The following is a 14,299-nucleotide window of genomic DNA, read 5'->3' as shown; positions in this document are numbered from 1 at the left end:
ACATGACGTTGTTGTCCGACCAGGCCTACCGAAGGATCGATCGCGAGCTCGCCAAGTTTCCGGCTGAGCAGCGCATTTCCGCCACCATGGCGGCGCTGGCGATCGCCCAGGAAGAGAAGGGCTGGCTTTCCACCGAAACCATCGAGGATGTGGCGAAATACCTCGGTGTGCCCCCGATCGCCGTGCAGGAGGTCGCCACCTTCTACAACATGTTCGACACCAAGCCTGTCGGCACGTTCAAGATCTCGGTGTGCACCAATCTGCCCTGTGCGCTGCGCGATGGCGAGAAGGCGGGCGAGTACCTCAAGAAGAAGCTGGGCATCGGCTATGGCGAGACCACGGCCGACGGCCGCTTCAGCCTCGTCGAAGGCGAGTGCATGGGCGCGTGCGGCGATGCTCCGGTGCTGATCGTGAACAATCGCCGCATGTGCGTGCAGATGTCCGATGAGCGCCTGGAAGCCTTGCTGGGCGAATTGAATACGACCGCAGGAGATGCCTCGTGAACGACTCGACGCTTCCCCTCTCGGTCGGCCTGCACGACCGTCACATCACGCCGCAGATCATGGCGGGCCTCGATGGCTCGAACTGGCATCTGCAGGATTACGTCGCGCGCGGCGGCTACGAAGCCCTGCGCAAGATCCTCACCACCGGCATGACGCAGGAAGAAGTCATCGCCGAGGTGAAGTCTTCCGGCCTGCGTGGCCGCGGCGGCGCGGGCTTTCCCACGGGCCTGAAGTGGAGCTTCATGCCGCGGGCGTTCCCCGGCCAGAAGTACCTCGTCTGCAATTCGGACGAAGGCGAGCCGGGCACGTACAAGGATCGCGACATCCTGCGCTACAACCCGCACATCGTGATCGAAGGCATGGCGATCGCCGCCTATGCGATGGGCATCTCCGTGGGCTACAACTATATCCACGGCGAGATCTGGGAGGTCTACACGCGCTTCGAGGAAGCTCTCGAAGAGGCGCGTGCGGCGGGCTTCCTGGGTGACAAGATCCTGGGCTCGGCCTTCAACTTCCAGCTGCACGCGTTCCACGGCTACGGCGCCTACATCTGTGGCGAGGAAACCGCGCTGCTCGAGTCGCTCGAAGGCAAGAAGGGCCAGCCGCGCTTCAAGCCGCCGTTCCCGGCGAGCTTCGGCCTGTACGGCAAGCCCACCACGATCAACAACACCGAGACCTTCGCGGCGGTGCCCTGGATCATCCGCCACGGGGGTCCGGCCTACCTCGAAGTCGGCCTGCCGAACAACGGTGGCACCAAGCTCTTCTCGGTGTCGGGCGACGTCGAACGTCCCGGCAACTTCGAAGTGCCGCTGGGCACGCCGTTCTCCAAGCTGCTCGAGCTCGCCGGTGGCGTGCGTGGCGGGCGCAAGCTGAAGGCCGTCATCCCCGGTGGCTCGAGCGCACCCGTGCTGCCCGCGGACATCATGATGAACTGCACGATGGACTATGACTCCATCGCCAAGGCAGGTTCCATGCTGGGTTCGGGCGCGGTCATCGTCATGGACGAGACCCGCTGCATGGTGAAGTCGCTCATGCGCCTGTCGTACTTTTATTTCGAGGAAAGCTGCGGCCAGTGCACGCCGTGCCGGGAAGGCACCGGCTGGCTCTACCGCATGGTGCATCGCATCGAAAACGGCCAGGGCCGCGCCGAGGATCTCGCGCTGCTCGACGACGTCGCCGCCAACATCATGGGCCGCACCATCTGCGCCCTGGGCGACGCCGCCGCCATGCCGGTGCGCAGCTTCATCAAGCACTTCCGAGATGAATTCGCCCACCACATCGAAAACAAGCGGTGCGTGGTACCGGAGTATCTGTAATGGTTGAACTCACGATCGACGGCGCCGCAGTTGAGGTGCCCGAGGGCAGCATGGTGATGCATGCGGCCAACAAGCTGGGCGTCTACGTTCCGCACTTCTGTTATCACAAGAAGTTGTCGATTGCCGCCAACTGCCGCATGTGCCTGGTCGAGGTCGAGAAGGCGCCCAAGGCGCTGCCGGCCTGCGCCACGCCCGTCACCAACGGCATGATTGTGCACACGCAATCGCCCAAGGCGGTGGCCGCGCAGAAGTCCGTCATGGAATTCCTGCTGATCAATCACCCCCTCGATTGCCCGATCTGCGATCAGGGCGGTGAATGCCAGCTGCAGGATCTGGCCGTGGGCTACGGCGGCTCCGCTTCGCGCTATCGCGAGGAAAAGCGCGTCGTCTTCCACAAGAGCCTGGGTCCGCTGGTCTCGGCCGAGGAAATGGCCCGCTGCATCCACTGCACCCGCTGTGTGCGCTTCGGCCAGGAAATCGCCGGCGTCATGGAGCTGGGCATGCTCAATCGTGGCGAGCATTCCGAGATCACGTCCTTCGTCGGCCGCGCGGTCGAGTCTGAGCTCTCTGGCAACATGATCGACGTGTGCCCGGTGGGCGCGCTCACCTCCAAGCCGTTCCGCTACAGCGCCCGCACCTGGGAACTCGCGCGCCGCCGCTCGGTGAGCCCGCACGACAGCCTGAACGCCAACATCATCGTCCAGGTCAAGATGGACGAAGTGCTGCGCGTGGTGCCGTTCGAGAACGACGACGTCAACGAATGCTGGATCAGCGACCGCGACCGCTTCTCGTACGAAGGCCTGGGCGTGGAAGACCGCCTCAAGGTGCCGATGGTGCGCATGGACGACGGCAGCTGGCGCGAGGCCTCCTGGGCCGACGCGCTGCGCCTGGTGGCCGAAGGCCTCACGCAGGTCAAGGACAGCTTCGGTGCCGGCCAGATCGGTGCGCTCGCCGCCCCGTACGCCACCACCGAGGAATTCTCGCTGCTCGCCCGCGTGGTGCGTGGCCTGGGCTCGGACAACGTCGACTTCCGCCTGCGCCAGACGGATGCCGGCCTGGATGCCGTGCTCTCGGGCACGCCGTGGCTGGGCATGCCGGTGGCCGACATCGGCACGCTCGATCGCGTGCTCGTGATCGGTTCGTTCCCGCGCGCGGATCAGCCCCTCATCACGCAGCGCCTGCGTCAGGCTGCCAAGCATGGCACCCAAGTGACGAGCATCGACGTCGCAGCCGATGACCTGCTGATGCCGCTGGCCGGCCGCCTCACCGTGACGCCGGACCAGCTGGCCAACGCCGTGGCCGAAGTCGCCGTTGCCTTCGCACAGTCGCGTGGCACCGAGGTGCCCGCGGCGCTCACGAGCGTGCAGCCCTCGGACGCCGCGCGTCGCATCGCCGACAGCCTCGCGGGGGCCACCAATGCCGCCATCTGGCTGGGCAGCGTGGCCATCGAATCCCCGCAAGCCGCGCGCATCGTCGCCAACGCACAGGCGCTGGCGCAAGCCGCAGGTGCCCGTCTGGGCTTCCTGGTCGTGGGCGGCAACGCCGTCGGCGGCCACCTGGCGCGCGCGATCCCGGAGCGTGGTGGCAAGAACGCCGCCGCGATGCTGGCCGAGCCGCTCAAGTCCTACATCGTGCTGCATGCCGAGCCCACGCTCGACACGGCCAACGGTGCGCAAGCCCTGGCGAGCCTGAAGGCCGCCCAGTTCAACGTGGCGCTGGTGTCCTATGCCTCCGCCGCGGCCGACTGGGCGAACGTCATGCTGCCGGTCGCCCCCTTCACCGAGACCTCCGGCACGTTCGTCAACCTGGCCGGCACGGTGCAGAGCTTCAAGGGCACCGTGCGTCCGCTGGGCGAGACGCGCCCGGCCTGGAAGGTGTTGCGCGTGCTGGGCAACCTGCTCCAGCTGCAAGGCTTCGATGAGGAATCGTCCGAAGCCGTGCGTGACGCCGCCCTGGGCAGCGTGGCCGAGCGTCTGTCGAACACCGTCACGGGCGAGCTCGCGCTCACCCCGGCGGCGGCAGGCGAAGGCCTCGCGCGCATCACCGACGTGCCGATCTACTTCAGCGACGCCATCACCCGTCGTGCCACCTCGCTGCAGGCCGCACCGGCCTCGCGTGCGCCGCGCGCCCGTCTGAACCCGGCAGAGGCCACGCGCCTGGGTCTGGGTGCCGATGACCGCGTGCGCGTGCGTTCGGCGGCGGGCAGCGTCGAACTCGGCGTGGCCCTGGATGCCGCGGTGCCCGAGGGCGCCGTCCGTATCGCGGGCGCACATCCCGGCACGGTCGCGCTGGGCAGTGCCTTTGGCAACGTCACCGTGGAGCGTGTGTGATGCTCGACTCGCTGCACCAATTCGGTCTCTCCCTGCTCGGCCCGTACGTTTGGCCGGTCGTCTGGATCCTGCTCGGCATCGTCTGCATCCTGGTGCCGCTGATCCTGTCCGTCGCCTACCTGACGTTCTGGGAACGCAAGCTCATCGGTGCCATGCACTTGCGCAAGGGCCCGAACCGCGTCGGCCCCGGCGGCATGCTGCAGGCCTTCGCCGACGTCATCAAGCTGCTCCTGAAGGAAGTCATCACCCCGGCGCAAGCCAACAAGGTGCTCTACATCGTGGCGCCCATGGTGGTGCTGATGCCGGCCTTCGCCGCCTGGGCGGTGATCCCGTTCGGCCCGGAAACGGTCCTCGCCAACGTCAACGCCGGCCTGCTCTACGTCATGGCCATCACCTCGGTGGGCGTATATGGCGTCATCGTGGCGGGCTGGGCGTCGAACTCCAAGTACGCCTTCCTCGGCGCGCTGCGCGCGTCGGCCCAGATGGTGTCCTACGAGCTCGCGATCGGTTTCGTCCTCGTCACCGTGCTGCTGGTCTCCGGCAGCCTCAACATGATCGAGATCGTGAACGTCCAGCTGCGCGGCACGTTCGCCGACATGGGCCTGAACTTCCTGTCGTGGAACTGGCTGCCGCTCCTGCCGCTCTTCGTGATCTACGTGATCTCGGCCGTGGCAGAGACCAACCGCCACCCGTTCGACGTCGTCGAAGGCGAGTCGGAAATCGTGGCCGGCCACATGGTCGAGTACTCGGGCATGGGCTTCGCGCTCTTCTTCCTCGCCGAGTACGCGAACATGATCCTCCTGTCCGCGCTCGCGGCGATCATGTTCCTCGGCGGCTGGGATGCGCCCATCGGCATCGCGCCCTTCACCTGGGTGCCGGGCTGGCTGTGGCTCTTCCTGAAGACGCTCTTCGTGGTTTCGCTCTTCATCTGGTTCCGCGCATCCTTCCCGCGCTACCGCTATGACCAGATCATGCGCCTGGGCTGGAAGATCTTCATTCCGCTCACGCTGGTGTGGCTGATCGTGGTGGCCGTCTGGATGCAGACGCCGTTCAATATCTGGGCGCCCTGAGAGAACTGACATGTCTAGTGCCATCAAGGATTTCATCGGCAGCCTCATGCTGACCGAGCTGTTCAAGGGGTTGCGCCTGACGGGCAAGTACGTGTTTGCGCGCAAGGTCACGCAGCACTACCCCGAGGAAAAGACCCCGGCATCGCCGCGCTTTCGTGGCCTGCACGCGCTGCGCCGTTATCCCAACGGCGAAGAGCGCTGCATCGCCTGCAAGCTGTGCGAGGCCGTGTGCCCCGCGCTGGCGATCAGCATCGAATCGGAAGTGCGTGACGACGGCAGCCGCCGCACCACGCGCTACGACATCGATCTCACCAAGTGCATCTTCTGCGGGTTCTGCGAGGAGAGCTGTCCGGTCGATTCCATCGTCGAGACGCACATCCACGAATACCACGGCGAGAAGCGCGGCGATCTGTACTTCACGAAGGAGATGCTCCTGGCCGTGGGTGATCGCTACGAATCCGAGATCGCCGAGAACCGGGCTCAGGATGCCCGGTATCGCTAAGCAGCACTACGTACACACGCCATGACTGTAACCACCGTTTTGTTCTATCTGTTCGCCGCGATCCTCGTGGTGGCGGCGTTTCGCGTCGTCACCGCGCGCAGCCCGGTCACGGCGGCCATGCACCTGGTGCTGTCGTTCTTTACGGCCGCCATGCTGTGGATGCTGATCCACGTCGAGTTCCTCGCCTTGCTGCTGGTGCTGGTCTATGTCGGCGCGGTCATGGTGCTGTTCCTCTTCGTGGTCATGATGCTCGACATCAACATGACTGAGCTGCGCGCCGGGGCTCGGGCCTATCTGCCGCTGGGGCTCATCATCGCTGCCGTCATGGTGGGCGAGATGTCCTTCGTGCTGGCGCGCACCTGGTGGGATTCGGGCAATCCGCTGCCCGTGCCCGCCTCGGACTACAACAACACCCTGGCGATCGGTACGGCCATGTACACGGAGTACGTGTATGCCGTGCAGGTCAGTGCCGTTCTTCTGCTGGTGGGTATGGTGGCGGCCATCTCGCTCACGCTGCGCCGTCGCAACGACGTCAAGCGCAACGTGCCCAGCGAGCAATTGAAGGTCAAGCGCGAGGATCGCATCCGTCTGGTCAGCGTGCCGGCCGAGCGCGAGCGCGCTGCCGATGCCGCGCAAACCGCCGCCCCCCACGGAGACAAGTGATGACGCTCACTCTTGGCCATTATGTCGTGCTGGGCGCGATCCTCTTCGCGCTGGGCATCTTCGGCATGTTCTGGAACCGCCGCAATCTCATCATCCTGCTCATGTCGATCGAGCTGATGCTGCTCGCGGTCAACATGAACTTCGTCGCGTTCTCCGCCTGGAGCGGTGACGTTGCCGGTCAGGTGATGGTGTTCTTCATCCTCACCGTGGCTGCCGCCGAGTCGGCCATCGGCCTGGCGATCCTGGTGCTCCTGTTCCGCAACCTGAACACCATCAACGTAGACGAACTCGACCAGCTCAAGGGCTGACGCAGCGGGCACGAGAAAGACATGACAACTGGCGTACCCAACCTCTACCTCCTGATCGCCTTCGCGCCGCTGGTCACGGCCGCGCTGGCCGGCATGCTCGGCACGAGCTTTCTCACCGGTCGTGCCGTCATCGGCCGCAGCGGCTCGCACCTGCTGACGATCGCCGGGGTGCTGATTTCCGCACTCGGCTCGGCCTGGGTGCTGTATGACGTCGTCGCCAACGGCACGACGTTCAACGGCACCGTCTACACCTGGAGCCTGATCGGCGACATCCGGGTGGAGATCGGCTTTCTGATCGACGCGCTCTCGGCCATGATGATGGTGGTCGTGACCTCCGTCTCGCTGATGGTGCACATCTACACCATCGGCTACATGGCCGACGATCCCGGCTATCAGCGCTTCTTCTCGTACATCTCGCTCTTCACGTTCTCGATGCTGATGTTGGTCATGGCCAACAACATGCTCCAGCTGTTCTTCGGCTGGGAAGCGGTGGGCCTGGTGTCCTACCTGCTGATCGGGTTCTGGTACAAGAAGCCCACGGCGATCTTCGCCAACATGAAGGCCTTCCTGATCAACCGGGTGGGTGACTTCGGCTTCATCCTCGGCATCGGTCTGCTCTTCGCCTACACTGGCTCGCTGGACTACGCCGAAGTCTTCGGCCGTGCCGACGATCTGGCCGCGACGGGCTTTCCCGGCACCGACTGGCAACTCCTGACCGTCGCGTGTATCTGCCTCTTCATCGGTGCCATGGGCAAGTCCGCCCAGGTGCCGCTGCATGCCTGGCTGCCCGATTCGATGGAAGGCCCGACCCCGATCTCGGCGCTGATCCACGCGGCCACCATGGTGACCGCAGGGATCTTCATGGTCGCGCGCTTCTCGCCGCTCTTTGAGCACTCCGAGACCGCGCTGTCCTTCATCATCGTGATCGGCGCCATCGGTGCGCTCTTCCTGGGTGTGCTGGGCATCATCCAGAACGACATCAAGCGCGTGATCGCGTATTCCACGCTCTCGCAGCTGGGCTACATGACGGTGGCGCTGGGCGCCTCGGCCTACTCGGTCGCGATCTTCCACCTGATGACGCACGCGTTCTTCAAGGCGCTGCTGTTCCTGGGTGCGGGCTCGGTCATCATGGCATGCACCACGAGCAGGACATCCGCAAGATGGGCGGCCTGCGCAAGTACATGCCGATCACCTGGATCACCTTCCTCCTGGGCACGCTCGCGCTGGTCGGCACGCCGTTCTTCTCGGGCTACTACTCGAAGGAACACATCATCGAGGCCGCTCACGCCGCCAACGTGTGGGGCGCAGGCTTTGCCTACTATGCCGTGCTGATCGGTGTCTTCGTCACCTCGTTGTACTCGTTCCGCGTGTACTTCATGGTGTTCCATGGCAAGGAGCGTTTCGACACGCATGCGCACGACAGCCATGGCCATGACGCCCACGGCCATCACGCGCCCGCTGCCCATGCCACGCACGCTCACGCCGGCACGCACACGGAAGACGGCCACGGCGCACACGCCGCGCCGGCCCACGATGCGCACGATGACCACGGCCATCACGGCGGCCCGCCGCACGAATCGCCTGGCGTGGTGACCTTCCCGCTGGTGTTCCTGGCCATCCCGTCGGTCATCATCGGTGCCATCGCGATCTTCCCGATGCTCTTCGGTGACTTCTTCGACGGCGTGATCACGGTGTTCGACAACCACCCTGCGATGGCCGAGATCGCCTCGACCTTCCATGGCTGGGTGGCTTACGGTCTGCATGGCTTCATCACGCTGCCGTTCTGGCTGGTCGTGGCGGGTGCTGTCGTGGCCTGGTACACCTGCCTCTTCCGTCCGGCGTCCGGTGCTGCCTGCCGCCGCGCGTTCAGCGGTGTGATCAAGGTGCTCGAGAACAAGTACTACGTCGACTGGGTCAACGAGCAGATCATTGCTCGCGGTGCGCGCCTGCTGGGTACGGGCCTCTGGCAGATCGGCGATCGCCGCCTGATCGACGGCCTGCTGGTCAATGGCAGCGCGCGCCTGGTGGGCTGGGTTGCCGCCGTGTCGCGCCACCTCCAGTCCGGGTACATCTATCACTACGCGTTCTCGATGATCATCGGCATCCTGGCGCTGATTACCTTCTTTGTGCTGATTAATTGAAGATGGCAAGCGAAATGGTGCAATCCTCTTTTCCGTGGCTCTCGCTTGCGATCTTCGTGCCGATCGTCTTCGGTTTCGTCACGATGTTCCTGGGTAGCGACGAGAATCCCGGCTTCACCCGCAAGCTGGCGATGATCGGTGCGCTGCTCGGGCTCGCGGTCACGATCCCGCTCTACACCGGGTTCGATGCCAGCACGGCCGACATGCAGTTCGTCGAGAAGGCGCTGTGGATCGCGCCGCTCGCCGTGCACTACCACCTGGGCGTGGACGGGATCTCCCTCTGGTTCGTGATCCTCACCGCGTTCATCACGGTGATCGTGATCGCCGCCGGCTGGGAAGTCATCACGAGCCGCGTGGCCCAGTACATGGGTGCTTTCCTCGTGCTCTCCGGTCTGATGATCGGCGTGTTCGCGGCGCTCGACGGTCTACTCTTCTACATCTTCTTCGAAGCCACGCTGATCCCGATGTACATCATCATCGGCGTGTGGGGTGGGGCGGATCGCGTCTACGCGGCCTTCAAGTTCTTCCTGTATACGCTGCTGGGCTCGCTGCTCACGCTCGTGGCCTTCGTGTACCTCTGGAACGTCTCGGGCGGCAGCTTCGACATCGCTACCTGGCACAACGTCCAGCTGGGCTACACCCCGCAGGTGCTGATCTTCCTCGCGCTGCTCATGGCCTTCGCCGTGAAGGTACCGATGTGGCCGGTGCACACCTGGCTGCCGGACGCCCACGTGCAGGCGCCCACGGGCGGCTCGATCGTGCTGGCCGCGATCATGTTGAAGCTCGGCGCCTATGGCTTCCTGCGCTTCTCGCTGCCGATCGCCCCGGATGCCTCGCAGTCGCTGTCCTGGCTGATGATCTCGCTCTCGCTCGTGGCCGTGATCTACATCGGTCTGGTCGCGATCGTGCAGAGCGACATGAAGAAGCTCGTGGCCTATTCGTCCGTGGCGCACATGGGCTTCGTGACGCTGGGCTTCTTCATCTTCAACACGGCCGGCGTCGAAGGCGCGATCGTGCAGATGATCTCCCACGGCTTCGTGTCGGGCGCGATGTTCTTCTGCATTGGCGTGCTCTATGACCGCATGCACACGCGCAACATCGCCGACTACGGTGGCGTGATCAACGTGATGCCGCGCTTTGCCGCCTTCGCCGTGCTCTTTGCGATGGCCAACAGCGGCCTGCCGGCCACCAGCGGTTTCGTGGGCGAGTTCATGGTCATCCTTGGCGCGGTCGAGTACAACTTCTGGATCGGTCTCCTGGCGGCCACGTCGCTCATCCTCGCGGCGAGCTACTCGCTGTGGATGGTCAAGCGCGTGTTCTTTGGCGAGATCACCAACGACCACGTGCGCGGTCTCTCGGACATCAACACCCGTGAGTTCGCGATCCTGGGCGTGCTCGCCCTGGCCACGCTGTACATGGGCGTGTACCCCAAGCCCTTCACCGACGTGATGCACGTGTCGGTGCAGGCTCTGCTGGAACACATCGCTGTGTCCAAGCTGTAAGCCTGACACCGACCAACCGATCCTGTAGCCGACTATGCAAGACATTAACCTCAACTTCGCCCTGGCAGCGCCCGAGATCCTGCTGCTGGTCGCGGCCTGCGGCATCCTCGTGGTGGATGCCTTCGCGCGGTCGGCCAACCGCGCCATCACGTACGGGCTCACGCAACTCACGTTCGCCGTGCTCATCGTCGTCTCGGCGATGCAGTGGTCCAACGGCGTCGCGGGCGCGACCTTCCACGGTCTGTACGTGGCCGATGGCTTCTCGCACGTGCTGAAGATCTTCACCTACCTCGCCGGCATGGTCACGCTCGTCTACGGCCGCGCGTACGCCGAAGCCCGCGACATGGTCTCGCGCGGTGGCGAGCTCTATGTGCTCGCGCTCTTGAGCACGCTGGGCCAGATGGTCATGATCTCGGCCGGCAGCATGGTCACGATCTTCCTCGGCCTGGAACTCATGTCGCTCGCGCTGTATGCGCTCGTGGCCCTGCGCCGCGATCACACGCAGGCCACCGAAGCCGCCATGAAGTACTTCGTGCTGGGCGCGCTCGCCACGGGCTTCCTGCTGTATGGCATGTCCATGCTGTACGGCGCGACGGGCAGCCTGTCGATCGCTGGCGTGGCCGCTGCGCTCGCGCAGGGCGTGCCTGCCGATCGTGAGCTCGTGCTGGTCTTCGGCCTCGTCTTCATCGTGTCGGGTCTGGCCTTCAAGCTCGGCGTGGTGCCGTTCCACATGTGGGTGCCGGACGTCTACCACGGTGCGCCGACGCCCGTGACGCTGCTGCTGGGTGCCGCGCCCAAGCTCGCTACGTTTGCCATCACCGTGCGCATCCTGGGCGAAGCCCTGCCCATGCTCGCTCCGCACTGGCAGTCGATGATGGCCGTGCTCGCCGTGCTTTCGCTGCTGGTGGGCAACCTCGCCGCCATCATGCAGACGAGCTTCAAGCGCATGCTGGCGTACTCGACCATCGCGCAGATGGGCTTCATCCTGCTGGGCCTCATGTCCGGCACGGATGCCGCGAGCCGCCACGAAGCCTTCGGCATGGCCATGTTCTATGTCGTGACCTACGTCATGACCACGCTCGGCACCTTCGGCGTCATCCTGCTGCTCTCGCGCGCCAATGGCTTCGAGGCGGACAACCTGGACGATCTGAAGGGCCTGAACCGGCGCAGCCCCTGGTTCGCGCTGCTGCTGCTTATCATGATGTTCTCCCTGGCCGGTCTGCCGCCCACGGTGGGCTTCCAGGCCAAGCTGGTCGTGCTGAGCGTGCTGGTCGACTCCGGCTACTACTGGCTGGCCGTGGCGGCCGTGCTGCTCTCGCTGATCGGTGCGTTCTACTACCTGCGCGTGGTCAAGTTCGCCTACTTCGATGAGCCGACCACGGCAGACGCTGCGGCCCCCATCGAAGCGGGTGGCGTCTCCCGCGGTGTGCTCTCGGCCAACGGCCTGCTCACCGTGGTGCTGGGTGTGGTGCCCGGTCCGCTCATGGCCTTGTGCCTGGCGGCTGTCGTCTCGATCTTCTAAGGAAACCGCGCCGCATGAATCAGACGCTCGCCATCGTCGTTCTGATCGGGTTGATGGCGATCGCTGCCAACATCCCCTTCGTTTCCGAGCGAGTGATGGGTCTGGTTCCGTGGCGGCGCGCAGGCGTCCCCCAGGTGAAGTCGTTCTGGCTTCGCGTGGGGGAAGTCCTGGTCTTCTACGCCATCGTCATCGCGATCGGCTTCGCGTTCGAGTCCCAGCTGGGCAATCGTTTCGCGCAGGGCTGGCAGTTCTATGCCATCACCCTGGCCGTCTTCCTCGTGTGTGCCTATCCCGGCTTCGTGTGGCGCTATCTCATGCGCCGTCGCGGCGCCTGAATACCCCCCACCACGCCAGACATCCCATCTGCACCGTCGCCAGGCCGCCTAGCGCCATCTGGTAGGACAGCGCACGCGCCACGCCCTGGGCTTGCAGGGCTTCCACGACCAGCCCGATGCCCCACTGCATCAGGAAGGCGCCGAGAAAGATGAAAAGGTTGTAGAGCGTCAGCACGCGCCCGGCGATGCTGCGGGGAAAGAGCACCGCAAGGCCCGGCTGCACGAGCGACATCAGCGGCACCGTCATCACCAGGAGCAGCCAGAGCCATGCGGCCTCGCGCCAGGGCAGGAACGCGATCGCGACGATCAGGGGAATGCTTGCCACGTGGCCTGCCACGCCCATCTGCACGAGCGTGAAGCGCCGATGCAGCCAGCCACTCAGAAAGCTCAGCGCCACGTACGACGCCATGAGCGTCAACATGATGGCAAGCAGCATGTGGGCCATGTGGGTATTGTCCAGGCCCAGCACTTCCGTCAGGTAGGGGCCTGCCCAGAGCGTCTGGATGGCCATGACCCCGCCGTTGCTCAGGAGGCCGAGCGGCAGCAGGGGCAGGATGTGCGGGTGACGCCAGAGACCGGTCGTGCGAGCGGCCGATGGCGTCTCGGGCGCCGTGTCATGGCGGCCAGATCATGATCCGGCACGAGCCGATAGACCGCCACGGCTGAGCCCAGCAGCAACACCGCGATGGTCCCGAAGACGCCTCGCCAGCCCAGCCACTCGGCCATGGCGCCGGTGGGCAGGGTGGCGAGCACCGCCCCCGTCGTGCCTGCCACCAGCATCCACTGGCTGAGCCTGGCCTGCCGTTCGGGGGTGCAGCACCGACGGAAGTACGTGTAGGGCGCCATGAGGCAGGCCGAGACGCCGATCCCGATGCACAGACGTCCTGCCGTCGCGACGGTGATGTCGCGGCCCAACGCCATCAGTAACGCGCCGACCGCCGCGATCACGAGCAGCATGGCTTCGACGCGGCGCGCACCGTAGCGATCCAGCCAGTGCCCCAGCGGCAGCTGCAATGCAGCGAAAGCGATGAAATACGCCGCGGACAATCCACCCAGGCCGGCCGCCGACAGACGCAGATCCTCAGTGAGGTACGGGGCGAGGGTGGCATTGACGGAGCGCAGGCCGTACGCGAGCACATAGGTCAGGGCGAAGGTGGCGAAGACGGCCAGGCCCACGCCCTGTGCGGGGAGCGCAGGGGGCGTGGAGCCCTTGATCACGGACGTGATCTTCACGCGTGCCTTGGCGTCCGTTGTCGTAGCGTCGTGAGCACGCTTGCGCCCAGGATGCAGGCAGCGCCGGCCAGCATGCGCACACTCGGCACGTCGGCAAAGAGCAGCCAGGCGAAGGCGATGGCATACACCGGCTCGAGGGCGATGACCATACCGGCGGTGCGGGCGTTGATCCGGGCGAGGCTGCTCACGAAGAGGTAGTGCGACAGCCCGGTGCAGAAGATCCCCAGCAACGCGAGCCAGAACCAGTCGATGTTCGCCACCTGCCCCACCTGACTGCCAGCGAAGGGCAGCAGCAGAACGGCGACGGCCACGTTCTGCCAGCATGCCACCTGCAGGGCTTGCAGCCCGCGCGCGGCCCACCGATTGACGATGGCGAGCAAAGCGAACGAGAAGCCGGAAAGCACACCCCAGGCGAGTCCGACGGTGGCGGTATCTCGCAGATCGAAGGTGGGCGCGACCAGGATGAGGCCTAGGGTGACGAGCGCGAGCAGGCCAAGCTCGGTGCGCTGGATGCGATCGCCATAGATCACGCGTTCGAGCATGACGGTGAAGGCCGGCACGCTGGCAAAGCCCAGCGTGGCCACGGCCACGCCTCCGAGCTTGACGGCCTGGAAGAAGGTGACCCAGTGCACGGCGAGCAGGACGCCGGACCCACCCAGGGCCAGGGCACGGCGCACCGTGAGCCCACCCAGGAGAGACCAGCCTTGCCAGCGCGCGACGAGCGCCAGGGCGATCACCGCAAAGGCGGCGCGTCCGAGCGTGATGGCTTCCGGGGATGCCTGGATGGCATGACCGAAGACGCCGGTCAGGCCAAAGAGCACGGCCGCGACGTGGATGGCGGTCAGGGCGCGACGCGAGGACATGACGCGAGTTC

Annotated in this window: 13 protein-coding genes and 1 pseudogene; 11 read left to right on the top strand and 3 right to left on the bottom strand. The window is 65.3% G+C overall.

Annotation, left to right across the window (positions count from 1 at the left end):
- The first annotated feature begins 2 nt into the window (after positions 1-2).
- The 11 genes and pseudogenes from nuoE (at position 3) to IMZ29_RS12010 (ending at position 12,192) form a co-directional block, all read left to right on the top strand.
- Positions 3-503: an NADH-quinone oxidoreductase subunit NuoE gene (gene nuoE, locus IMZ29_RS12060; protein ID WP_216184059.1), complete on the top strand. Its 501-nt coding sequence runs from the start codon at positions 3-5 to the stop codon at positions 501-503.
- Positions 500-1,819 (top strand): NADH-quinone oxidoreductase subunit NuoF, encoded by a 1,320-nt coding sequence (gene nuoF, locus IMZ29_RS12055; RefSeq protein ID WP_371820243.1) that lies wholly within the window; start codon positions 500-502, stop codon positions 1,817-1,819. Before nuoE ends, nuoF begins: the two co-directional genes overlap by 4 nt.
- Positions 1,819-4,149: an NADH-quinone oxidoreductase subunit NuoG gene (nuoG, locus tag IMZ29_RS12050; protein ID WP_216184057.1), complete on the top strand. Its 2,331-nt coding sequence runs from the start codon at positions 1,819-1,821 to the stop codon at positions 4,147-4,149. The genes nuoF and nuoG overlap by 1 nt, the downstream gene beginning before the upstream one ends.
- Positions 4,149-5,219 (top strand): NADH-quinone oxidoreductase subunit NuoH, encoded by a 1,071-nt coding sequence (gene nuoH, locus IMZ29_RS12045; protein WP_216184055.1) that lies wholly within the window; start codon positions 4,149-4,151, stop codon positions 5,217-5,219. Before nuoG ends, nuoH begins: the two co-directional genes overlap by 1 nt.
- Positions 5,220-5,229: 10 nt before the next feature.
- Positions 5,230-5,721, top strand: a complete 492-nt coding sequence (nuoI, locus tag IMZ29_RS12040; protein WP_216184053.1) for an NADH-quinone oxidoreductase subunit NuoI — start codon at positions 5,230-5,232, stop codon at positions 5,719-5,721.
- Positions 5,722-5,742: 21 nt separating this feature from the next.
- Positions 5,743-6,384: an NADH-quinone oxidoreductase subunit J gene (locus IMZ29_RS12035; protein ID WP_216184051.1), complete on the top strand. Its 642-nt coding sequence runs from the start codon at positions 5,743-5,745 to the stop codon at positions 6,382-6,384.
- Entirely contained in the window at positions 6,384-6,692 is a 309-nt protein-coding gene (gene nuoK / locus IMZ29_RS12030) for an NADH-quinone oxidoreductase subunit NuoK (RefSeq protein WP_216184049.1), read from the top strand. The genes IMZ29_RS12035 and nuoK overlap by 1 nt, the downstream gene beginning before the upstream one ends.
- A 21-nt stretch (positions 6,693-6,713) precedes the next feature.
- Positions 6,714-8,833 (top strand): annotated as a pseudogene (gene nuoL / locus IMZ29_RS12025) (NADH-quinone oxidoreductase subunit L).
- A 14-nt stretch (positions 8,834-8,847) separates the two neighbouring features.
- Entirely contained in the window at positions 8,848-10,335 is a 1,488-nt protein-coding gene (locus tag IMZ29_RS12020) for an NADH-quinone oxidoreductase subunit M (protein ID WP_216184047.1), read from the top strand.
- A 34-nt stretch (positions 10,336-10,369) separates the two neighbouring features.
- A complete protein-coding gene (gene nuoN / locus IMZ29_RS12015; RefSeq protein WP_216184045.1) occupies positions 10,370-11,857 on the top strand; it encodes an NADH-quinone oxidoreductase subunit NuoN in 1,488 nt (495 codons plus the stop codon).
- 14 nt (positions 11,858-11,871) lie between these two features.
- The gene (locus IMZ29_RS12010) at positions 11,872-12,192 is read left to right on the top strand and encodes a DUF2818 family protein (RefSeq protein ID WP_216184043.1); all 321 of its coding nucleotides are present in this window, start codon (positions 11,872-11,874) and stop codon (positions 12,190-12,192) included.
- On the opposite strand, the gene IMZ29_RS12005 is transcribed toward IMZ29_RS12010, so the two are convergent.
- The 3 genes from IMZ29_RS12005 to IMZ29_RS11995 are packed head-to-tail and all read right to left on the bottom strand — an operon-like array spanning position 12,170 to position 14,288.
- Positions 12,170-12,703, bottom strand: a complete 534-nt coding sequence (locus IMZ29_RS12005; protein ID WP_216184041.1) for an MFS transporter — start codon at positions 12,701-12,703, stop codon at positions 12,170-12,172. The two genes, IMZ29_RS12010 and IMZ29_RS12005, sit on opposite strands and share 23 nt — an antisense overlap.
- Positions 12,704-12,717: 14 nt before the next feature.
- Positions 12,718-13,425: an MFS transporter gene (locus IMZ29_RS12000; RefSeq protein WP_216184039.1), complete on the bottom strand. Its 708-nt coding sequence runs from the start codon at positions 13,423-13,425 to the stop codon at positions 12,718-12,720.
- Positions 13,422-14,288 (bottom strand): DMT family transporter, encoded by an 867-nt coding sequence (locus IMZ29_RS11995; protein WP_216184037.1) that lies wholly within the window; start codon positions 14,286-14,288, stop codon positions 13,422-13,424. Before IMZ29_RS11995 ends, IMZ29_RS12000 begins: the two co-directional genes overlap by 4 nt.
- Between the last annotated feature and the right edge of the window lie 11 nt (positions 14,289-14,299).

It is taken from the genome of Verticiella alkaliphila (assembly GCF_018904615.1).
Classification (GTDB): domain Bacteria; phylum Pseudomonadota; class Gammaproteobacteria; order Burkholderiales; family Burkholderiaceae_B; genus Verticiella; species Verticiella alkaliphila.
Note: the sequence above shows the minus strand (reverse complement) of the source record. Positions and strands in the feature narration are given on the sequence as shown.